The 20652-nt window shown below is 67.9% G+C and carries 28 protein-coding genes; all 28 read right to left on the bottom strand.

Translation table 11 applies throughout. The annotated features are described in order from the left end of the window. Window positions 1-178 precede the first annotated feature (178 nt). The 28 genes from rplO to AB0A95_RS22765 all read right to left on the bottom strand — a co-directional run bounded on the left by rplO (window position 179) and on the right by AB0A95_RS22765 (window position 20523). Window positions 179-622, bottom strand: coding sequence for a 50S ribosomal protein L15 (rplO, locus tag AB0A95_RS22900; protein WP_357557767.1), 444 nt, complete (start codon window positions 620-622; stop codon window positions 179-181). Next, window positions 622-804 carry a 50S ribosomal protein L30 gene (gene rpmD, locus AB0A95_RS22895; protein WP_007465262.1) on the bottom strand — a complete coding sequence of 61 codons (183 nt, stop codon included), beginning with the start codon at window positions 802-804 and terminating at the stop codon, window positions 622-624. Before rpmD ends, rplO begins: the two co-directional genes overlap by 1 nt. Next, on the bottom strand, window positions 804-1418 hold the full coding sequence (rpsE, locus tag AB0A95_RS22890) for a 30S ribosomal protein S5 (protein ID WP_007465263.1): 615 nt from the start codon (window positions 1416-1418) through the stop codon (window positions 804-806). Before rpsE ends, rpmD begins: the two co-directional genes overlap by 1 nt. 33 nt (window positions 1419-1451) lie before the next feature. Next, window positions 1452-1841, bottom strand: coding sequence for a 50S ribosomal protein L18 (gene rplR, locus AB0A95_RS22885; RefSeq protein ID WP_151488126.1), 390 nt, complete (start codon window positions 1839-1841; stop codon window positions 1452-1454). Next, window positions 1838-2380 (bottom strand): 50S ribosomal protein L6, encoded by a 543-nt coding sequence (gene rplF, locus AB0A95_RS22880; protein WP_266246314.1) that lies wholly within the window; start codon window positions 2378-2380, stop codon window positions 1838-1840. Before rplF ends, rplR begins: the two co-directional genes overlap by 4 nt. Window positions 2381-2396: 16 nt before the next feature. Next, entirely contained in the window at window positions 2397-2804 is a 408-nt protein-coding gene (rpsH, locus tag AB0A95_RS22875) for a 30S ribosomal protein S8 (RefSeq protein WP_007465270.1), read from the bottom strand. Between the two features lie 116 nt (window positions 2805-2920). After that, on the bottom strand, window positions 2921-3106 hold the full coding sequence (locus AB0A95_RS22870; RefSeq protein WP_007465272.1) for a type Z 30S ribosomal protein S14: 186 nt from the start codon (window positions 3104-3106) through the stop codon (window positions 2921-2923). A gap of 1 nt (window position 3107) precedes the next feature. Then, on the bottom strand, window positions 3108-3674 hold the full coding sequence (gene rplE, locus AB0A95_RS22865) for a 50S ribosomal protein L5 (RefSeq protein WP_110563094.1): 567 nt from the start codon (window positions 3672-3674) through the stop codon (window positions 3108-3110). Further along, entirely contained in the window at window positions 3674-3994 is a 321-nt protein-coding gene (rplX, locus tag AB0A95_RS22860; protein WP_007465276.1) for a 50S ribosomal protein L24, read from the bottom strand. Before rplX ends, rplE begins: the two co-directional genes overlap by 1 nt. After that, window positions 3991-4359: a 50S ribosomal protein L14 gene (gene rplN / locus AB0A95_RS22855; RefSeq protein ID WP_007073026.1), complete on the bottom strand. Its 369-nt coding sequence runs from the start codon at window positions 4357-4359 to the stop codon at window positions 3991-3993. Before rplN ends, rplX begins: the two co-directional genes overlap by 4 nt. A gap of 97 nt (window positions 4360-4456) precedes the next feature. Further along, window positions 4457-4735 carry a 30S ribosomal protein S17 gene (gene rpsQ / locus AB0A95_RS22850; RefSeq protein WP_030489590.1) on the bottom strand — a complete coding sequence of 93 codons (279 nt, stop codon included), beginning with the start codon at window positions 4733-4735 and terminating at the stop codon, window positions 4457-4459. Continuing rightward, entirely contained in the window at window positions 4732-4968 is a 237-nt protein-coding gene (gene rpmC / locus AB0A95_RS22845) for a 50S ribosomal protein L29 (RefSeq protein ID WP_007465283.1), read from the bottom strand. Before rpmC ends, rpsQ begins: the two co-directional genes overlap by 4 nt. Beyond that, window positions 4968-5393: a 50S ribosomal protein L16 gene (gene rplP, locus AB0A95_RS22840; RefSeq protein ID WP_053653940.1), complete on the bottom strand. Its 426-nt coding sequence runs from the start codon at window positions 5391-5393 to the stop codon at window positions 4968-4970. The genes rpmC and rplP overlap by 1 nt, the downstream gene beginning before the upstream one ends. 3 nt (window positions 5394-5396) lie before the next feature. Next, on the bottom strand, window positions 5397-6266 hold the full coding sequence (rpsC, locus tag AB0A95_RS22835) for a 30S ribosomal protein S3 (RefSeq protein WP_007465294.1): 870 nt from the start codon (window positions 6264-6266) through the stop codon (window positions 5397-5399). Next, entirely contained in the window at window positions 6266-6724 is a 459-nt protein-coding gene (gene rplV / locus AB0A95_RS22830; RefSeq protein ID WP_007465297.1) for a 50S ribosomal protein L22, read from the bottom strand. The genes rpsC and rplV overlap by 1 nt, the downstream gene beginning before the upstream one ends. Window positions 6725-6765: 41 nt before the next feature. Next, entirely contained in the window at window positions 6766-7047 is a 282-nt protein-coding gene (gene rpsS, locus AB0A95_RS22825) for a 30S ribosomal protein S19 (RefSeq protein ID WP_007465299.1), read from the bottom strand. Window positions 7048-7059: 12 nt separating this feature from the next. Continuing rightward, complete coding sequence (gene rplB / locus AB0A95_RS22820; protein ID WP_357557766.1) at window positions 7060-7899, bottom strand: 50S ribosomal protein L2; 840 nt, start codon at window positions 7897-7899, stop codon at window positions 7060-7062. Between the two features lie 12 nt (window positions 7900-7911). Beyond that, a complete protein-coding gene (rplW, locus tag AB0A95_RS22815; protein ID WP_007465304.1) occupies window positions 7912-8214 on the bottom strand; it encodes a 50S ribosomal protein L23 in 303 nt (100 codons plus the stop codon). Further along, window positions 8211-8861 (bottom strand): 50S ribosomal protein L4, encoded by a 651-nt coding sequence (rplD, locus tag AB0A95_RS22810; RefSeq protein WP_357557765.1) that lies wholly within the window; start codon window positions 8859-8861, stop codon window positions 8211-8213. Before rplD ends, rplW begins: the two co-directional genes overlap by 4 nt. After that, on the bottom strand, window positions 8858-9523 hold the full coding sequence (rplC, locus tag AB0A95_RS22805) for a 50S ribosomal protein L3 (protein WP_357557764.1): 666 nt from the start codon (window positions 9521-9523) through the stop codon (window positions 8858-8860). The genes rplD and rplC overlap by 4 nt, the downstream gene beginning before the upstream one ends. A gap of 11 nt (window positions 9524-9534) precedes the next feature. After that, the gene (gene rpsJ, locus AB0A95_RS22800) at window positions 9535-9843 is read right to left on the bottom strand and encodes a 30S ribosomal protein S10 (RefSeq protein ID WP_007073037.1); all 309 of its coding nucleotides are present in this window, start codon (window positions 9841-9843) and stop codon (window positions 9535-9537) included. Window positions 9844-10193: 350 nt separating this feature from the next. Then, window positions 10194-11387, bottom strand: coding sequence for an elongation factor Tu (gene tuf, locus AB0A95_RS22795; RefSeq protein WP_110563098.1), 1194 nt, complete (start codon window positions 11385-11387; stop codon window positions 10194-10196). 212 nt (window positions 11388-11599) lie between these two features. After that, window positions 11600-13696 (bottom strand): elongation factor G, encoded by a 2097-nt coding sequence (fusA, locus tag AB0A95_RS22790; protein WP_357557763.1) that lies wholly within the window; start codon window positions 13694-13696, stop codon window positions 11600-11602. A 74-nt stretch (window positions 13697-13770) separates the two neighbouring features. Further along, a complete protein-coding gene (gene rpsG / locus AB0A95_RS22785) occupies window positions 13771-14241 on the bottom strand; it encodes a 30S ribosomal protein S7 (RefSeq protein WP_030489583.1) in 471 nt (156 codons plus the stop codon). Window position 14242: 1 nt separating this feature from the next. Further along, window positions 14243-14617 carry a 30S ribosomal protein S12 gene (rpsL, locus tag AB0A95_RS22780; RefSeq protein ID WP_007465318.1) on the bottom strand — a complete coding sequence of 125 codons (375 nt, stop codon included), beginning with the start codon at window positions 14615-14617 and terminating at the stop codon, window positions 14243-14245. 496 nt (window positions 14618-15113) lie between these two features. After that, window positions 15114-15485, bottom strand: coding sequence for a hypothetical protein (locus AB0A95_RS22775; RefSeq protein WP_357557822.1), 372 nt, complete (start codon window positions 15483-15485; stop codon window positions 15114-15116). Between the two features lie 687 nt (window positions 15486-16172). Then, a complete protein-coding gene (locus tag AB0A95_RS22770; RefSeq protein WP_357080828.1) occupies window positions 16173-16541 on the bottom strand; it encodes a hypothetical protein in 369 nt (122 codons plus the stop codon). Between the two features lie 94 nt (window positions 16542-16635). Beyond that, on the bottom strand, window positions 16636-20523 hold the full coding sequence (locus tag AB0A95_RS22765; RefSeq protein ID WP_357557762.1) for a DNA-directed RNA polymerase subunit beta': 3888 nt from the start codon (window positions 20521-20523) through the stop codon (window positions 16636-16638). Between the last annotated feature and the right edge of the window lie 129 nt (window positions 20524-20652).

Raw genomic sequence — 20652 nt, 5'->3', positions numbered from 1 at the left:
CACGGGCGAGTGCCCGCAATCCATGGCTGGGATGGGACTCTAACAGCCCCGGCCCGGTCCGGGCAGATGTGCCCGACTACATAAATCGATTCCGATATTACCGGGCGAACGAAGCCCAGGCAGACCATGGCGCCCGCCAGTTGCTCACAACTGGACGGGCGCCATGGTGTGGTACGCCTTACAGCTCGGTGGTGGAGCCACCGGCGGCAGCGATCTTCTCCTTGGCCGACGCACTGAACGCGTGCGCTGACACCTGGAGCGACACACCGCCGAGGTCCCCGGTGCCGAGGACCTTGACCGGGTGACCCTTGCGGACCGCGCCGGACTCGACGAGCTCCAGCGGGCCGACCTGACCACCGTTCGGGAACAGCTCAGCCAGTCGGTCCAGGTTGACCACCTGGAAGACCACCTTGAACCTGTTCTTGAAGCCCTTCATCTTCGGCAGGCGCATGTGGATGGGCATCTGCCCACCCTCGAACGCCGCCGAGATGTTCTTACGGGCCTTGGAACCCTTGGTACCGCGACCAGCGGTCTTGCCCTTGGAACCCTCACCGCGACCCACACGGGTCTTCGCGGTCTTGGAACCGGGCGCCGGGCGCAGGTGATGCACCTTGATCGTCATTACTCGACCTCCTCGACCTTCACGAGGTGGCTCACAGTGAAGATCATGCCGCGGATCTCGGGCCGGTCCTCCTTGACCACCACGTCGTTGATCCGCTTGAGACCGAGCGAACGCAGCGACTCACGCTGGTTGTGCTTGGTCCCGATACCGGACCGGAGCTGGGTGACCTTCAGACGTGCCATCAGCGCGCCACCCCCGCACGCGACGCCAGCATGGCGGCCGGCGCGACGTCCTCCACCGGCAGGCCACGACGCGCCGCGACCTGCTCGGGGGACTCAAGCCCCTTCAGGGCCGCCACTGTGGCGTGCACGATGTTGATCGGGTTCGAGGAGCCGAGGCTCTTCGAGAGCACGTCGTGGATCCCGGCGCACTCCAGCACGGCGCGCACCGGACCACCGGCGATGACACCCGTACCGGCCGAGGCCGGCTTGAGCAGCACGACGCCAGCGGCGTCCTCACCCGTCACCGGGTGCGGGATCGACTGACCGATCCGCGGGACCTTGAAGAAGTGCTTCTTGGCCTCCTCGACGCCCTTGGCGATGGCCGCGGGCACCTCCTTGGCCTTTCCGTAGCCCACGCCGACCGTGCCGTCGCCGTCGCCCACGATCACCAGGGCGGTGAAGCTGAAGCGACGACCACCCTTCACGACCTTGGCGACGCGGTTGATCGCGACGACCCGCTCAAGGTGCGGGGTCTTCTCGACGGGCGCGTTTCCGCGGCCGCCCTCACGGCGGTTGTCGCGGCGACCACCCTCGTTGCCACCGGACCCGCCGCCACGGCGCTGTTGACCTGGCATCAGCAGCCTTCCTTATCTCTCGTGACGGGGTTGTTAGAACTCGAGCCCGGCTTCGCGGGCGGCGTCGGCAAGCGCGGCGACTCGCCCCGCGTACCGGTTGCCGCCGCGGTCGAAGACGACCTTGGAGACGCCGGCGGCCTTGGCCCGCTCGGCGAGCAGCGCGCCCACCTTGCCGGCGAGGGCACTCTTGTCGCCCTCCGCACCGCGCAGCGAGGCGTCCAGGGTCGACGCCGACGCCAGGGTGTGGCCCTTGGTGTCGTCGACGATCTGGGCGACCATGTGCCGCAGCGAACGGGTGACGACCAGGCGCGGACGCTCGGACGTACCGCTGACGTTCTTGCGGACGCGGAAGTGCCGACGCGCACGCCCAACGGCGCGCTTGGCGGCGACGCCGCGGCGGCGCTTGAGCAGCGTGGCGCTCACTTCTTACCTGCCTTTCCGGCCTTGCGGCGGATGACCTCGCCCTGGTACTTCACGCCCTTGCCCTTGTAGGGCTCCGGCGGGCGGATCTTCCGGATGTTGGCGGCGACCTCACCGACCTGCTGCTTGTCGATGCCAGCCACGTGGAACAGGGTCGGCCGCTCCACCGTGAAGGTGATGCCCGCCGGGGCGGGGACGACCACCGGGTGCGAGAACCCGAGCGCGAACTCGAGGTCCGAGCCCTTGGCGGTGACCCGGTAACCGGTGCCGGCGATCTCCAGGCTCTTGCGGTAGCCCTCGGTGACCCCGACGATCATGTTGGCAACCAGCGTACGGCTCAGGCCGTGGAGTTCCTTGGCCTTGCGCTCGTCGTTCGGCCGGTTGACGTTGAGCTGCCCATCCTCGGCCCGCTCGACCGTGATCGGCTCGGCGAGGGTGTGCTCAAGCTGGCCCTTGGGGCCCTTGACCTTGACGGTCTGCCCGTCGATCGTGATGTCGACGCCGGCTGGTACCGGGATCGACTTACGTCCAATTCGCGACATTTCTACCAGTCTCCCGTTACCAGACGAAGGCGAGGACTTCCCCGCCAACACTCCGCTTGCGGGCCTGCCGGTCGGTCAGCAGCCCCTGGGACGTCGAAATGATCGCCACGCCCAGCCCACCGAGCACCCGCGGGAGCCCGTCCGACTTGGCGTACACCCGGAGACCGGGCTTGGACACGCGCTTGATGCCGGCCAGGCTCCGCTCGCGGTTCTGGCCGTACTTCAGCTCGACGACCAGTCGCTTGCCGACGGCACCCTCCTCGGGCTCCTCGACCGACCAGGTGGCGATGTAACCCTCGGCCTTCAGGACCTCGGCGATGTTCGCCTTGATCTTGGAGTAGGGCATCTTCACCTGATCGTGGTACGCCTGGTTGGCGTTACGCAGACGCGTGAGCATGTCTGCGATCGGGTCGGTCATCGTCATGGATTTCGTCAGCCTTTCTCGCCGGGGTTCCCGGGGCATCAGCCCCGGGCCTACGGCGAAGAGCAATACCTAATCGGTGCAGGAGTTCCCGGCCGACGGCCGGGACGCGGTCGCCCTTACCAGGAAGCCTTGGACACGCCCGGCAGCTCACCGCGGTGAGCCATCTCCCGGATGCAGACCCGGCAGAGCCCGAACTTGCGGTAGACCGCCTTCGGACGCCCGCACCGCTGGCAGCGGGTGTACGCGCGAACCGAGAACTTCGGCTTCGCGGCCGCCTTGATGATCAGCGCCTTCTTGGCCATCTCAGTTCTCCTTGAACGGGAAGCCCAGGAGCTTGAGCAGCGCCCGGCCCTCGTCGTCGGTCGTGGCGGTCGTGACCACCGTGATGTCCATGCCCCGCTGGCGATCGATCCGGTCCTGGTCGATCTCGTGGAACACCGACTGCTCGGTCAGACCGAACGTGTAGTTGCCGTGCCCGTCCAGCTTGCGTCCGTCCAGGCCGCGGAAGTCGCGGATACGCGGCAGCGAGATGGACAGCAGCCGGTCCAGGAACTCCCACATCCGGTCGCCGCGAAGGGTCACCTTCGCACCGATCGGCATGCCCTCGCGGAGCTTGAACTGCGCGATGGACTTGGTTGCCCGCCGCACCTGCGGCTTCTGGCCGGTGATCGTGGCGAGGTCGCGGACCGCGCCGTCGATCAGCTTGGCGTCGCGAGCAGCCTCGCCGACACCCATGTTGACGACGATCTTGACCAGCCGCGGCACCTGCATGGGGTTGCCGTAGCTGCGCTGCTCGCGCAGCTGGGCCACGATCTCGTTGCGGTACCGCTCCTTGAGGCGCGGCAGGGTCTTTTCGGTAGCCGTGGTCATCACAGGTCCTTACCGGTGCTACGCGCGATGCGGACCTTCTGGCCGTTGTCGTCGATCCGGTAACCGACGCGGGTCGGCTTGCCGTCGGAGTCCAGGACCTGCACGTTCGAGACGTGGATCGGGGCCTCCTGAGTGACGATGCCGCCGGTCTTGGCGCCACGCTGGGTGGTGCTGATGCGGGTGTGCTTCTTGACCCGGTTCACGCCCTCGACCAGGACCTTGTCCTGCCGCGGGTAGGCCGCGATGACCTTACCCTTGGCACCCTTGTCCTTGCCGGCGATGACGACGACCGTGTCGCCCTTCTTGACCTTCACGGTCACAACACCTCCGGCGCGAGGGAAATAATCTTCATGAACCGCTTGTCCCGCAGCTCCCGACCCACCGGGCCGAAGATGCGGGTACCACGCGGGTCCCCACCGTCCTTGATGATGACGGCGGCGTTCTCGTCGAAGCGGATGTACGAGCCGTCCGGCCGACGCTTCTCCTTGGCCGTGCGAACGACGACAGCCTTGACGACGTCGCCCTTCTTCACACCGGCACCCGGGATCGCGTCCTTGACCGTGGCCACGATGACGTCGCCGATGCTCGCGTAGCGCCGACCCGAGCCACCGAGAACCCGGATGCACAGGATCTCCCGAGCACCCGTGTTGTCGGCGACGCGCAGTCGCGACTCCTGCTGAATCACGTCTATCTCCTATGTCTGCCGGTTCTCCGGCCGCCGTAGCGGCCGGAGCCTGGCGGAACCTACGCCCGACGCAACGCCGGGCGAGCTCGAGCCTTCGCTACTTGGCCTTTTCCAGGATCTCCACGATCCGCCAACGCTTGGTGGCGCTCAGCGGCCGGGTCTCCATGATGAGAACCCGGTCACCGGTGCCAGCGGCGTTCTGCTCGTCGTGCACCTTCAGCTTGGCCGTACGGCGCATGATCTTGCCGTACAGCGCGTGCCGAACCCGGTCCTCGACCTCGACGACGACGGTCTTGTCCATCTTGTCGCTGATCACCAGGCCCTCGCGGACCTTGCGGCGCGACCGCGCGGCGGCGGTGGCGGTCTCTTCGGTCATGATGCAGTCACCTCAGTCGGCGCGGCCGAGAGCCCCAGCTCGCGCTCACGCATGATCGTGTAGATCCGGGCGATCTCCCGACGGATGACCTGCAGCCGCCGGTTGTTGTCCAGCTGCCCGGTTGCGGCCTGCACGCGGAGGTTGAACAGCTCCGCCTTGGCCTCCCGCAGCTTCGTGACCAGCTCCTCTTCGGAGAGCTCACGCAGCTCGGTCGCCTTAACGCCCGCTGCCATCAGGATTCACCCACTTCGCGCGTAACAATGCGGCACTTCATCGGGAGCTTGTGGATCGCGCGACGCATGGCCTCTCGCGCGGTCTGCTCGTTGGGGAAGGACATCTCGAAGAGAACCCGCCCCGGCTTGACGTTGGCGACCCACCACTCGGGCGAACCCTTACCGGAACCCATCCGGGTCTCGGCAGGCTTCTTGGTGAGGGCCTGGTCCGGGAAGATCGTGATCCAGACCTTGCCACCACGCTTGATGTGGCGAGTCATCGCGATACGTGCCGACTCGATCTGCCGGTTCGTCACGTACGCCGGCTCGAGAGCCTGGATCCCGAACTCGCCGAACACCACCCGGTTACCACCCTTGGACGCGCCACTGCGGTCCGGGTGGTGCGGCTTGCGGAAGCCCTTCGGGGGCTTGCGCGGCATCAGCATCTGTCAGCCCTCCTGCTGCGTTTCTGCCGGAGCAGCCGCGGCCGCGACAGCTGCGCTGTCGACAGGCTCGCCGCTCGGCGTCTCGGCCTGCTGCGCGATGGTGGTCGCAGCAGCCCGCCCGGCCTCGGTGCCACCGGCCGTGGTGCCGGACGAACCCGACCGGCCACGACGCGGACGCTCGGGACGGTCGCCACGCTCACCACGACGCGGGCGGGACGGACCGGCCTCGGCCGGAGCCTCCCGGCCCGGGACGGCGTCGCCCTTGTAGATCCAGACCTTCACACCGATCCGGCCGAACGTGGTACGGGCCTCGAAGAAGCCGTACTCGATGTTGGCCCGCAGCGTGTGCAGCGGAACCCGGCCCTCACGGTAGAACTCGGTCCGGCTCATCTCGGCGCCGCCGAGGCGACCCGAGACCTGAACCCGGATGCCCTTGCAGACCGGGTTCTTCATCGCCGACTGCATGGCCTTGCGCATCGCCCGACGGAAGCTGACCCGGCTGGACAGCTGCTCGGCCACGCCCTGCGCGACGAGCTGAGCGTCCGACTCGGGGTTCTTCACCTCGATGATGTTCAGCTGAACCTGCTTGCCGGTGAGCTTCTCGAGCTCGCCGCGGATCCGGTCGGCCTCCGCACCCTTACGGCCGATGACGATGCCCGGCCGGGCGGTGTGGATGTCGACCCTGACCCGGTCGCGGGTGCGCTCGATGTCGACCTTGGAGATCCCGGCACGCTCGAGGCCCTTGGACATCATGCGGCGGATCTTGACATCCTCGCCGATGTAGTCCTTGTAGAGCTTGTCCGCGAACCAGCGGGACTTCCAGTCGGTCGAGATGCCGAGCCGGAACCCAGTGGGGTGAACCTTCTGACCCATTACTCGGCGTCCTCCGTCTTGCTCTGCGCTTCGGCCGGTGCGGCCTCCGTGGCCGGGGCGGCCTTCTTCGCCGCGGCCTTCCTCGGCGCTGCCGGCGCGACCGCTTCGACCGCCACGGTGATGTGGCAGGTGCGCTTGCGGATTCGGTACGCCCGACCCTGCGCCCGCGGCTGGAACCGCTTCATCGTCGGGCCCTCGTCCACGAAGGCCTCGCTGACGAGCAGCGCGTCGGGGTCCAGCCGCTCGTTGTTCTCCGCGTTGGCGATCGCGCTAGCGAGCACCTTGTACACCTGCTCGCTCGCAGCCTGCGGCGCGAACTGCAGCACCGTTAGCGCCTCCTTCGCGGGCAGGCCGCGGACGAGGTTGACCACCCGGCGCGCCTTCATCGGCGAGATGCGCACGTGCCGCGCAACCGCCCGCGCGCCCGGAAGCACCGGAGCGTCGCCCTTTCCTGGCATCGCTGTAACCCCTTGTTCCCTCTATCCGTATGCCCGCGGCGTCAGCGCCGACGGCTCTTCCGGTCGTCCTTCTCGTGACCCTTGAAAGTGCGGGTCAGCGCGAACTCGCCGAGCTTGTGCCCGACCATCGCCTCGGTCACGAACACCGGGACGTGCTTGCGTCCGTCGTGCACGGCGATCGTGTGCCCCAGCATCTCGGGGATGATCGTCGAGCGCCGCGACCAGGTCTTGATCACGTTCTTGGAGCCCTTGTCGTTCTGTACTTCCACCTTCTTGAGCAGGTGGTCGTCGACGAACGGGCCCTTCTTCAGGCTGCGAGGCATGTCTTATCTCCCTCAGCCGCGCTTACGCGTGGCGTAGCGACGGCGGACGATCAGCCGGTCACTCGGCTGGCCCTTACGGCGGGTGCGGCCCTCGGGCTTACCCTGCGGGTTGACCGGGTGGCGACCACCGGAGGTCTTACCCTCACCACCACCGTGCGGGTGGTCGACCGGGTTCATGGCGACACCACGGACGGTCGGGCGCTTGCCCTTCCACCGCATCCGGCCGGCCTTGCCCCAGTTGATGTTCGACTGGTCGGCGTTGCCGATCTCGCCGATGCTGGCGCGGCAGCGCACGTCCACCCGCCGGATCTCGCCGGACGGCATACGCAGGGTCGCGTACGCGCCCTCGCGGCCGAGCAGCTGGATGCCCACACCGGCGGAACGGGCCAGCTTGGCCCCGCCACCCGGACGCAGCTCCACGTTGTGGATCGTGGTACCGACCGGGATGTTGCGCAGCGGCAGGTTGTTGCCCGGCTTGATGTCGGCGCCCGGACCGGACTCGACGCGGTCACCCTGCTTCAGGTCCTTCGGCGCGATGATGTACCGCTTCTCGCCGTCGGCGTAGTGCAGCAGCGCGATGCGCGCCGTGCGGTTGGGGTCGTACTCGATGTGAGCGACCTTCGCCGGCACGCCGTCCTTGTCGACCCGCTTGAAGTCGATCAGACGGTACTGGCGCTTGTGACCGCCGCCGTGGTGCCGCGTGGTGATCCGGCCGTGGGCGTTACGCCCGCCCTTCTTCGGCAGCGGAACCAGCAGCGACTTCTCCGGCGTGGACCGGGTGATCTCGGCGAAGTCAGCGACACTCGAGCCACGTCGGCCCGGCGTCGTCGGCTTGTACTTACGGATAGCCATTGTCTACACCCCTCAGCTGACCGGGCCGCCGAAGGCCTCGATGCGGTCACCGTCAGCCAGCTTCACGATCGCCCGCTTGGTCGCCTTGCGCTGACCGAAGCCGGTCTTGGTGCGCTTGCGCTTACCCTGGCGGTTGAGCGTGTTGACCGTCAGGACGCGGACGTTGAAGATCTGCTGGATAGCGATCTTGATCTCGGTCTTGTTCGCGTCCGGGTGCACCAGGAAGGTGTACCAGTTCCGGTTCAGCTCGCTGTAGCTCTTCTCCGAGACGACCGGCGCCACGATGATGTCGCGCGGGTCGGCGATCGTGCTCACTTGCCACCCTCCTCGGTGGTCTCGGCGGGCACGCCCAGGAACTCGTCCAGGGCGTCCTTGGTGAAGACCACGTCGTCGGCCACCAGCACGTCGTACGTGTTCAGCTGGCCGGACTCGATCAGGTGCACGCGCGGCTCGTTGCGCAGCGACACCCAGTTCAGCTCGTCGGTGCTGCTCAGCACGACCAGGACCCGACGGGCCTCGGTGAGCTTGGTCAGCGTGGCCAGGGCCGCCTTGGTCGACGGCTTCTCGCCCGAGACGAACGCCTCGACGACGTGCACCTGCCCGGCGCGGGCCCGGTCGGAGAGGGCACCCCGCAGAGCGGCGGCCTTCATCTTCTTCGGGGTCCGCTGGCTGTAGTCGCGCGGCACGGGACCGTGCACGACGCCACCGCCGGCGAACTGCGGCGCGCGGATCGAGCCCTGCCGGGCGCGACCGGTGCCCTTCTGCTTGTACGGCTTCTTGCCGCCACCAGCGACCTCGGCGCGGGTCTTGGTCTTGTGCGTGCCCTGTCGGGCCGCCGCGAGCTGGGCCACCACGACCTGGTGCATCAGCGCGACGTTGGCCTGCACGTCGAAGATGTCCGCCGGCAGCTCGACGGAGCCGCTGGTGGTGCCTTCGACGGTGCGCACGTCAACGGTGGTCACTTGGCCGCACCGCCCTTCTTCACCTTGATCTTGGCCGCGGTACGGACCAGAACCAGCGCGCCCTTGGGGCCAGGAATGGCACCCCGGACGAGCAGGAGGTTGTTCTCCGTGTCGACCGCCTGGACGGTCAGGTTCTGCACGGTGTAGCGAACGCCACCCATCCGACCGGCCATCCGGGTGCCCTTGAAGACACGACCCGGGGTGGCGCAGGCGCCGATGGAACCGGGCGAGCGGTGCTTGCGCTCGACACCGTGGCTGCTGCCCAGACCGTGGAAGCCGTGCCGCTTCATCGCGCCGGCGAAGCCCTTGCCCTTGGTCTTGCCGGTGACGTCGATGGTGACGCCGGCCGGGAACTCCTCGACAGTGACTTCCTGGCCGAGCGAGTATTCCCCGGCGTCCGTGGTGCGCAGCTCGACGATGTGCCGGCGCGGCGCCACGTCCGCCTTGGCGTAGTGCCCGCTGATCGGCTTCTTGACCTTGCGCGGGTCGATGGTGCCGTAGGCCAGCTGGACCGCGGAGTAACCGTCCTTCTCGGCGCTACGAACCTGGCTGATGACGCACGGGCCGGCCTCGACCACGGTCACGGGAACAACCTTGTTGTTGTCCCAGACCTGGGTCATGCCGAGCTTGGCGCCCAGGATCCCCTTGACTTGCCTGTCCATTTGTCCGGTCCCTACAGCTTGATCTCGATGTCGACGCCAGCCGGCAGGTCGAGGCGCATGAGCGAGTCGACCGTCTTCGGGGTCGGGTCGATGATGTCGATCAGCCGCTTGTGCGTGCGCATCTCGAAGTGCTCGCGCGAGTCCTTGTACTTGTGCGGCGAGCGGATAACGCAGAAACGGTTGATCTCCGTGGGCAGCGGCACCGGGCCCGCGACCTGCGCCCCGGTGCGCGTCACCGTCTCGACGATCTTCCGAGCCGAGGAGTCGACGACCTCGTGGTCATAGGCCTTGAGCCGGATGCGGATCTTCTGTCCCGCCATGGTGGCTTCTGTTCCTTCTCTCGATGCCGCTGTGTTGCGGGCGCCTGTACCGGCTGGCACAGGCCCACTTCGCCGACCCCCGCGGTCGGGCGTGTCGCGCCCTCGGGCCGGGCTCCGCCCCGTGGTTCCGGAGTGGTGCTGACCGCGCGGTGGGTCAAGGCGCCGATCGCATTACCGCGACCTGAACGCCGTGCGAGGGTGGTTGGCGACTGGGCCGCCAACCACCCTACGCTCGACTGCCTCGCCACCCGGAGGTTCAGCGAAAGCCGAACACAGGCGACGAACTGTCGTTACGCAACCTGACTAGTATGCCGCACGACCGGCGGCGGGTCTAATCGGGGTTACCTAGTTCACTTGATGATCTTGGTGACGAACCCGGCGCCGACGGTGCGGCCACCCTCGCGGATCGCGAACTTGAGGTTCTCCTCCATGGCGATGGGCTGGATCAGCTTCACCGACATGGTGGTGTTGTCACCCGGCATGACCATCTCGGTGCCCTCGGGGAGGGTGACGACACCGGTGACGTCCGTGGTCCGGAAGTAGAACTGCGGGCGGTAGTTCTGGAAGAACGGGGTGTGCCGGCCGCCCTCCTCCTTGGAGAGGATGTAGACCGTCGCCTCGAACTCCGTGTGCGGGGTGTTCGAGCCCGGCTTCACGACGACCATGCCGCGCTCGACCTCGTCGCGCTTGGTGCCACGCAGCAGCAGGCCGACGTTCTCGCCTGCGCGAGCGTCGTCCAGGGTCTTCCGGAACATCTCGATCGCGGTGACCTTGGTCTTGAAGCTCTTCTCCTTGATACCGACGAGCTCGACATCCTCGTTCGGCAGGAGAACGCCGCGCTCCACGCGACCGGTGACGACGGTGCCACGACCGGTGATCGTGAAGACGTCCTCAACCGGCATCAGGAACGGCATGTCGACCTCGCGCTCCGGCTGCGGGATCGAGGTGTCGACAGCGGTCATCAGGTCCAGCAGCTTGCCGGTCCACTCGGGGTCACCCTCGAGGGCCTTCAGCGCCGAAACCCGAACGACCGGCAGGTCGTCACCCGGGTACTCCTGCGAGGAGAGCAGCTCGCGGACCTCGAGCTCGACGAGCTCCAGGAGCTCCTCGTCGTCGACCATGTCGCTCTTGTTGAGCGCCACGACGATGTACGGCACACCAACCTGACGGGCCAGCAGCACGTGCTCGCGGGTCTGCGGCATCGGGCCGTCGGTCGCCGCGACCACCAGGATCGCGCCGTCCATCTGCGCGGCACCGGTGATCATGTTCTTGATGTAGTCCGCGTGGCCGGGGCAGTCGACGTGCGCGTAGTGCCGCGCCTCGGTCTGGTACTCGACGTGCGCGATCGAGATCGTGATGCCGCGGGCCTTCTCCTCCGGCGCCTTGTCGATCTCGTCGAACGGCGTGTAGGGGTTCAGGTCCGGGAACTGGTCGTGCAGGACCTTGGTGATGGCCGCCGTCAGCGTCGTCTTACCGTGGTCGATGTGACCAATGGTGCCGATGTTGACGTGCGGCTTAGTCCGCTCGAACTTAGCCTTCGCCACTGGTGTCCTCCTGTGGACTTCTTGGTTCGTACGCCCGGCGCGCCGGTCGGCGCTTAGGACTCTGTCGACAGCCTTTCCGGCCTGACGGCCGGGAAGCCATTGTGGGTTCTGCGGCGATGAAGCCTACAGGCCCGGTCTCACGCGATTCGATCGTGGTGGTCGCGGGCGGGTTGAACCTCCCGCGACCAACCACGAATCACCTGCTCAGGGCGTTACTCGCCCGTTGCCTTCGCGATGATCTCCTTCGCGACGCTCTGCGGAACCTCGGCGTAGGAGTCGAACTGCATGCTGTAGCTAGCCCGGCCCTGGGTCTTCGACCGCAGGTCGCCGACGTAGCCGAACATCTCCGACAACGGCACCAGAGCCTTCACGATGCGGGCGCCACTGCGCTCCTCCATCGCCTGGATGATGCCGCGGCGGGAGTTGAGGTCGCCGATGACGTCACCCATGTTCTCCTCGGGAGTGGTGACCTCAACGGCCATCATCGGCTCGAGCAACGCCGGGTCGGCCTTGCGGGCCGCGTCCTTCATCACCATCGAGCCGGCGATCTTGAATGCCATTTCCGACGAGTCGACCTCGTGGTACTGGCCGTCCAGCAGGGTCAGCTTCACGCCGACCAGCGGGAAGCCCGCGAGGATGCCGTACTGCAGCGCGTCCTGCGCACCGGCGTCCACCGACGGGATGAACTCCCGGGGGATCCGGCCGCCGCTGACGGCGTTGGCGAACTCGTAGGTCGGCGATTCGTTGTCCAGCGGCAGCGGCTCCACGCTCACGATCACGCGGGCGTACTGGCCGGAACCACCGGTCTGCTTCTTGTGGGTGTACTCGACCTTCTCCACCTTGCGGCGGATGGTCTCGCGGTACGCCACCTGCGGCTTGCCGACGTTGGCCTCGACGTTGAACTCGCGGCGCATCCGGTCGACCAGGATGTCCAGGTGCAGCTCACCCATGCCGGAGATGACCGTCTGACCGGTCTCCTCGTCCAGCTGGACGCGGAAGGTCGGGTCCTCCTCGGCCAGGCGCTGGATCGCGGTGCCCAGCTTCTCCTGGTCGGACTTGGTCTTCGGCTCGATCGCCACCGAGATGACCGGCTCCGGGAACGTCATCGACTCCAGGATGACCGGGTTCGCCGGGTCGGAGAGCGTGTCGCCGGTGGTGGTCTGCTTGAGACCCTGCACGGCGATGATGTCGCCGGCCTGCGCCGACGGACGCTCTTCGCGCTTGTTGGCGTGCATCTGGTAGATCTTGCCGATCCGCTCCTTGCGGTCCTTGGTGGAGTTGACCACCTGGGAACCGGAATCGAGCGTGCCGGAGTAGACCCGCACGTAGGTGAGCTTGCCCAGGTGCTTGTCCGTCTGGATCTTGAACGCCAGGCCGGAGAACGGCTCCGAGTTGGACGGCTTACGCAGCAGCGGGGTCTCGCCGTCGGGAGCCGTGCCCTCGATGGCCGGAACGTCCAGCGGCGACGGCAGGAAGTCGACAACGGCGTCGAGCATGGGCTGAACGCCCTTGTTCTTGAACGCCGAGCCACAGAGCACCGGGTTGGCCTTGCCGGCGATGGTGGCACGCCGGATGGCGGCCTTGATCTCCTCGACGGAGACCTCCTCGCCTTCCAGGTACTTCTCCATCACCGAGTCGTCGACGTCGGCGAGGGTCTCCATCAGCTTCTCGCGCCACTCGGCCGCGGAGTCGGCCAGGTCGGCCGGGATCTCCTCAACCGCGTAGTCCTCACCCTTCTGGGTCTCCCCGCGCCAGGTGAGCGCGCGCATGCCGATCAGGTCGACGACACCGATGTGGTCGCCCTCGAGCCCGATCGGGATCTGGAGCACCAGCGGGGTGGCGTTCAACCGGTCGATCATCATCTGCACGCAGCGGAAGAAGTCGGCGCCGGTCCGGTCGAGCTTGTTGACGAAGCACATCCGCGGGACGTTGTACTTGTCGGCCTGCCGCCAGACGTTCTCCGTCTGCGGTTCCACGCCGGCGACACCGTCGTAGACCGCGACCGCACCATCCAGGACCCGCAGCGACCGCTCGACCTCGACCGTGAAGTCGACGTGACCGGGCGTGTCGATGATCTGGATCGTGTGGTCTTTCCACTCACACTTGGTAGCAGCGGAGGTGATGGTGATACCACGCTCCTGCTCCTGCTCCATCCAGTCCATGACGGCAGCGCCCTCGTGGACCTCACCGATCTTGTACGTGATGCCGGTGTAGAACAGGATTCGCTCGGTGGTCGTGGTCTTACCGGCATCGATGTGCGCCATGATGCCGATGTTGCGTACCTTGGCGAGCGCGTCTGCGGCGGCCACTTCAATCCCTACTTATCGTCGTCTCGACTCAACTGGTGGCGGTTCCGGCGCCCGGAGGCGCCGGAACCAGGGTGTTACCAGCGGTAGTGCGCGAAGGCCTTGTTCGACTCGGCCATCTTGTGCGTGTCCTCGCGCCGCTTGACGGCGGCACCGAGGCCGTTGCTCGCGTCCAGCAGCTCGTTCATCAGCCGCTCGACCATGGTCTTCTCGCGCCGGGCGCGGGAGTAGGTGACCAGCCAGCGCAGGCCCAGGGTGGTCGCCCGGGTCGGGCGGACCTCGACCGGCACCTGGTAGGTGGCGCCACCGACACGACGGCTGCGCACCTCGAGGGTCGGCTTGACGTTGTCCATCGCCCGCTTGAGGGTGACGACCGGGTCGGTGCCGGACTTCTCGCGGCAGCCCTCGAGGGCCGCGTACACGATGGTCTCGGCGAGCTGGCGCTTGCCGCGCAGCAGGATCTTGTTCACCAGCTGGGTGACCAGCGGCGAGTTGTACACCGGGTCAGCGACCAGTGGCCGCCGCGGAGCGGGTCCCTTACGCGGCATGTCAGCTCTTCTCCTTCTTCGCGCCGTAACGGCTGCGCGCCTGCTTGCGGTTGCGGACACCCTGGGTGTCCAGCGAGCCGCGAACGATCTTGTAACGCACGCCGGGGAGGTCCTTCACCCGGCCGCCGCGGACGAGCACGATCGAGTGCTCCTGCAGGTTGTGACCGACGCCCGGAATGTAGGCGGTCACCTCGATCTGGCTGCTGAGCTTCACACGAGCGACCTTGCGCAGCGCCGAGTTCGGCTTCTTCGGGGTGGTGGTGTACACGCGGGTGCACACGCCGCGCCGCTGGGGAGACCCCTTGAGCGCCGGGGTCTTGGTCTTGGTCGTCTTGGCCTGACGGCCCTTTCGGACCAGCTGCTGAATGGTGGGCACCGGGTTTCTCCGCTCCCTTCGGCCGCATTCGCGGCCGCGCCGTCTGCTCGTTAACCGGCCTGCTGACCGGCTCTCCTACATTCCGACCAGGGCCACCTTACGGAGACCCCGGCACCCGCGGTCGGGCGTGTCGCCCTGCCCACGGTCCCGTTGCGGACGCTTGCGCGTGCGATCGGGTTTGTGTCACCGGCACGCGGGTCGCCCCGCCCCGGATCCTTGCGTTGCCGTGCCGCCGCCCGGGATCCGGAAACAGCGCACGCACGAGTTGCCCGGGCATGCCCGGGCACAAGGGGAAAGAGTACCTACCACAACCGCCCAGGTCAAAACGGAAGGGCCCGGCGGCTGTCGCACACCCGCCGGCCGAATCTCGTTCTGCCCCGTCGCCCGCGATGGGCACCTACGAACACAAGTGTACCGGCTTCCCCGCGGAACCACCCGTCGCCCCCGAGTGGGGCAGCGACCAGGGGGCGAGAGCCCGGTCGAACGGCGACCTACCTCAGGTCAGGGCCAGTAGCAGCGCCAGGCCCAGACCCAGGAGGCTGAGCAGCGCTCCCGCCCCGCCACAGCTGATCCCGGCCAGCGCGAGCCCTCGACCGGTGAACCGGACCGCGGGGGGCGCGGCCGGACGGCGGATCTGCCGCCGACCCAGCAGGCCGGTGACGACCGCCGCCACGCCGGCCAGCAACCCGAGTGCGGCGAACGCGCCGGAGGCCCAGGCCCCGCCGTCGTTCGCGAAGGCCACCCCGAAGCAGATCACCAACAGCGACACCAGGACCGACGCGATCCCGGCCACCAGCGACCCGATGGCCAACCCGGACGTGACCGGTGCCACGTCCAGGTGCACGATGCCGAACGGCGTACCGGGCACCGACTCCACCCGTTTCGGCGGCCGGCGTTGCTCGTCGGTGGGCGGCGGCACCGGACGGCCCGGCATTCCCGCCCCGACGGGCGCGGGACCGGACGGCGCACCCCAGCCGGGCGGCACACCAGGCCCGGACTGCGGCGCACCCCACCCCGGCGGCACAGCAGGCCCAGAGGGCGGCGGACCCCACCCGGGCGGCACAGCAGGCCCAGACGAGGGCGGACCCCCACCCGGCGGCACACCAGGCCCCGGGTGCGGCGGACCCCAACCCGGCGGCACACCAGGCCCAGGCTGCGGCGGACCCCAACCCGGCGCCGCGCCCGCCCCGGACGACGGCGGCGGCACAGCAGGCGCGGACGCCGGCGCACCCCACCCCGGCGGTGTCGGGGTGGGCACCCCGGAGACCGGGTCGGGCTGACCGGAGCCGGACGGACCCGTCGTACCCCAGTCGGGGTGCGGCCTGCCCCACTCCGGCGTGGGCGTTAGGGGATGCAATTCGCTGCTCGGGCCCGGTTGCGCCCAGTCAGTCGGCTCGGACGGAGCCGGCGCAGCCGGCTGGTCGGCCGGTTCGTCCGCAGGGGGCCGCGCCGGATCCGTCACGAGGTCCTCCTGTCGAAAGGCCGCCACCCCCGCGCGACGGACACCGGCCAGGCTACCGCCGAGAGCGCCGGCACCCGCGCCGGGCGCGGTGGCTCAGTCCATGTTCGCCGGGTAGTCGTGGCCGAACGGCGAGCCGGCCAACCGCACCACGCCGATCACCACCATGGCCACCACGCTGACCGCGACCAGGACCAGACCAGCCCACGCCATCCGCTCCCCCCGCCGCAGCCAGACGCCGCCGGTCAGGAAACCCCCGGAGGAGTACGCCTCACGGCGCGCCTGCCGGGCCAGTTGCAGTGCCACGGTCGCCGGCACCACCCCGCCGATGAACAACCCGGTCAGCAGGCCGAGCAGCCCGAGAGCGAAAACCGCCCGAGCCTTCGTGGCACGGGCCGGATCCGGGTCCAGCGGGTGGCGCAGCCCCTGCTGCGCGACGGACACCTGCCCGGGTGCGGTCGTCATCCCCCCATCATGCCGAACTCGGACCAGGGCTGGGTGGGTCCGGACACGACGAGGCCCCCGGCGGATACCGGGGGCCTCGTCGTGCGCTTGGTGCCTAGCGGTACGACCCGAAGTCGAAGTCGTCAAGCGGCACAGCCTGCCCGCTGGCCGGCCCGAAGCCGTAGTCGGTCTCCGGGTACCCGGTCATCGAGTAGACCTTGGCCTTGGCCTCCTCGGTCGGCTCGACCCGGACGTTGCGGTACTTGCTGATGCCCGTACCGGCCGGGATGAGCTTTCCGATGATCACGTTCTCCTTGAGGCCGACGAGCGAGTCGCTGCGCGAGTTGATCGCAGCGTCGGTCAGCACCCGGGTGGTCTCCTGGAAGGAGGCCGCCGAGAGCCAGGAGTCGGTGGCCAGCGAGGCCTTGGTGATACCCATCAGCACCGGACGACCGGCGGCGGGCTCGCCGCCCTCCGACACGAGCCGGCGGTTCTCCGACTCGAACAGCGCCCGGTCGACGAGCACACCCGGCAGGAACTCGGTCGAGCCGGAGTCGATGACCGTCACCCGCTTGAGCATCTGGCGGATGATGATCTCGATGTGCTTGTCGTGGATGAGCACACCCTGCGAGCGGTAGACCTCCTGGACCTCACTGGTCAGGTGGACCTGGACCGCCCGCGGACCCATGATCCGCAGCAGCTCGTGCGGGTCGATGGTGCCCTCGGTCAGCTTCTCGCCGACCGCGACGTGACCGCCGTCGTGGGTACGGAGCTTGACCCGCTTCGAGATCTTGTCGTAGACGATCTCTTCGCTGCCGTCGTCCGGCACCACGATGATCTTGCGCGAGCGCTCGCCGTCCTCGATCCGGATCCGACCGGGGGTGTCGGCGATGGGCGCCTTACCCTTCGGGACCCGAGCCTCGAAGATCTCCTGCACACGCGGCAGACCCTGGGTGATGTCCTCACCCGCGACACCACCGGTGTGGAAGGTACGCATCGTCAGCTGCGTACCGGGCTCACCGATGGACTGGGCGGCGATGATGCCGACCGCCTCGCCGATGTCGACCGACTTGCCGGTCGGCAGCGACCGGCCGTAGCAGGCCGCGCAGACGCCCAGCTTGGACTCACAGGTGAGCACGCTGCGCACGCGGACCGTCTCCACGCCGGCGGCGACGATCTTGTCGACCCCGATGGAGTTGATGTCCTGACCGCGCTCGGCCACCACGGTGCCGTCCGGCCCCTTGATGTCGTCGGCCAGGGTCCGGGCGTGCACGCTGGTCTCGGCGTGGGTGTGGACGACGAGCTTGCCGTCGAGCTTCTCGCCGATCTGCATCGGGATCGCCCGGTCGGTGCCGCAGTCCTCCTCGCGGATGATGACGTCCTGCGAGACGTCCACCAGACGACGGGTCAGGTAACCCGAGTCGGCGGTCCGCAGCGCGGTGTCGGCGAGACCCTTACGGGCACCGTGCGTGGAGATGAAGTACTCCAGCACGGACAGACCCTCCCGGTAGCTGGCCTTGATCGGCCGCGGGATGATCTCGCCCTTCGGGTTGGCCACCAGACCACGGATCGCGGCGATCTGGCGGAGCTGGAGCAGGTTACCGCGGGCACCCGAATTGATCATCTTCCACAGTGGGTTCTCCTGCGGAAGCGCGGTGTCCATCTCCTTGGCGACCTCGTTGGTCGCCCTGGTCCAGATCGTGATGAGTTCGCCGCGACGCTCCTCGGCGGTCATCAGACCACGCTGGTACTGCTTGTCGATCTGGTCGGCTTCCTTCTCGTACCGCGCCAGGATCTCCGCCTTGCGCGGCGGCGCGATGACGTCCTCCATGCCGATCGTCACGCCGGACCAGGTGGCCCAGTGGAAACCGGCCTCCTTGAGCCCGTCCAGGGTGGCGGCCAGCGCCACCTTGGGGAAGCGCTCGGCGAGGTCGTTGACGATCGCGGAGAGCTGACCCTTGCGGATCTCGTAGTTCACGAAGCGGTAGCCCTGCGGCAGCGTCTCGTTGAACAGCACCCGACCCAGGGTGGTCTCCACGGTCAGCGGGTCACCCTCGACCCAGCCCTCCGGGGCGGTCCACGCCTCGGCGCCAGCGCCGTTGTCGACACCGACCACGGCACGCAGGCGGATCTTCACCGGCGCCTGGAGGTGCAGCTCGCCGTTGTCGAAGGCCATCCGCGCCTCGGCGTCCGAGCTGAACGCCCGGCCCTCGCCCTTCTCACCGGCGGTGAGGTGGGTGAGGTGGTAGAGACCGATGACCATGTCCTGGGTGGGCATGGTGACCGGCTTGCCGTCGGCCGGCTTGAGGATGTTGTTCGACGACAGCATCAGGATCCGTGCCTCGGCCTGCGCCTCGGCGGACAGCGGCACGTGCACCGCCATCTGGTCACCGTCGAAGTCGGCGTTGAACGCGGTGCAGACCAGCGGGTGGATCTGGATCGCCTTGCCCTCGACCAGCTGCGGCTCGAAGGCCTGGATGCCCAGGCGGTGCAGGGTCGGCGCCCGGTTGAGCAGCACCGGGTGCTCGCCGATGACCTCTTCCAGCACGTCCCACACGACCGGGCGCTGACGCTCGACCATCCGCTTGGCGGACTTGATGTTCTGTGCGTGGTTGAGGTCGACAAGCCGCTTCATCACGAACGGCTTGAACAGCTCCAGCGCCATCTGCTTGGGCAGACCGCACTGGTGCAGCTTGAGCTTCGGGCCGACCACGATGACCGAACGGCCGGAGTAGTCGACGCGCTTGCCCAGCAGGTTCTGGCGGAACCGGCCCTGCTTGCCCTTGAGCATGTCGGACAGCGACTTGAGCGGGCGGTTACCCGGACCGGTGACCGGCCGGCCGCGACGGCCGTTGTCGAACAGCGCGTCGACGGCCTCCTGGAGCATCCGCTTCTCGTTGTTGACGATGATCTCGGGCGCGCCGAGGTCGATCAGCCGCTTGAGGCGGTTGTTCCGGTTGATCACGCGGCGGTACAGGTCGTTCAGGTCCGAGGTCGCGAAGCGGCCACCGTCGAGCTGCACCATCGGGCGCAGGTCCGGCGGGATGACCGGGACGCAGTCCAGCACCATGCCGAGCGGCGAGTTGCGGGTGTTCAGGAACGCCGCGACGACCTTGAGCCGCTTGAGCGCCCGGATCTTCCGCTGGCCCTTGCCGGACCGGATGGTCTCCCGCAGGCTCTCGGCCTCGGCGTCGAGGTCCATGTTCTGGACCAGCGCCTTGATCGCCTCCGCGCCCATCGAACCGGTGAAGTACTCACCGAACCGGTCGCGCAGCTCGCGGTAGAGCAGCTCGTCGGTGACCAGCTGCTTCGGCTCCAGCTTGCGGAAGGTGTCCAGCACCTCGTCCAGGCGGTCGATCTCGCGCTGGGCCCGGTCGCGGATCTGGCGCATCTCGCGCTCTCCGCCCTCCTTGACCTTGCGCCGGACGTCCGCCTTGGCACCCTCGGCCTCCAGCTCGGCCAGGTCGGCCTCGAGCTTGGCGGCCCGCTTCTCGATCTCCGAGTCGCGGCTGTTCTCGGACTGCCGCTTCTCGGCCAGGATCTCGTTCTCGATCGTCGAGAGGTCGCGGTGACGCGACTCCGCGTCCACGCTCGTCACGACGTACGAGGCGAAGTAGATGATCTTCTCGAGGTCCTTGGGGGCGAGGTCCAGCAGGTAACCCAGCCGGCTCGGCACGCCCTTGAAATACCAGATGTGGGTCACCGGAGCGGCGAGCTCGATGTGCCCCATCCGCTCACGACGGACCTTGGAGCGAGTCACCTCGACGCCGCAGCGCTCACAGATGATGCCCTTGAACCGGACGCGCTTGTACTTACCGCAGTAGCACTCCCAGTCCCGCTGCGGACCGAAGATCTTCTCGCAGAAGAGCCCGTCCTTTTCCGGCTTCAGGGTGCGGTAGTTGATCGTCTCAGGCTTCTTGACCTCGCCGTGCGACCACTGACGGATGTCGTCGGCGGTGGCGAGACCAATGCGCAGCTCGTCGAAGAAGTTGACGTCGAGCACTATGTCCCCTATGTCGTCGTCTGTACTGCTAATTCTCGGGTGGGGTCGGGGGCCGGGTGCCGTACGGGGCGGTCTACGTCTTCTGGGCCGCGAAGCGCTGACGGCCTGGTCCCGGTGCCGCCGACGCCA

The sequence above is a fragment of the Micromonospora sp. NPDC049230 genome (genome assembly GCF_040647875.1).
Taxonomy (GTDB): Bacteria; Actinomycetota; Actinomycetes; order Mycobacteriales; family Micromonosporaceae; genus Micromonospora.
Note: the sequence above shows the minus strand (reverse complement) of the source record. Positions and strands in the feature narration are given on the sequence as shown.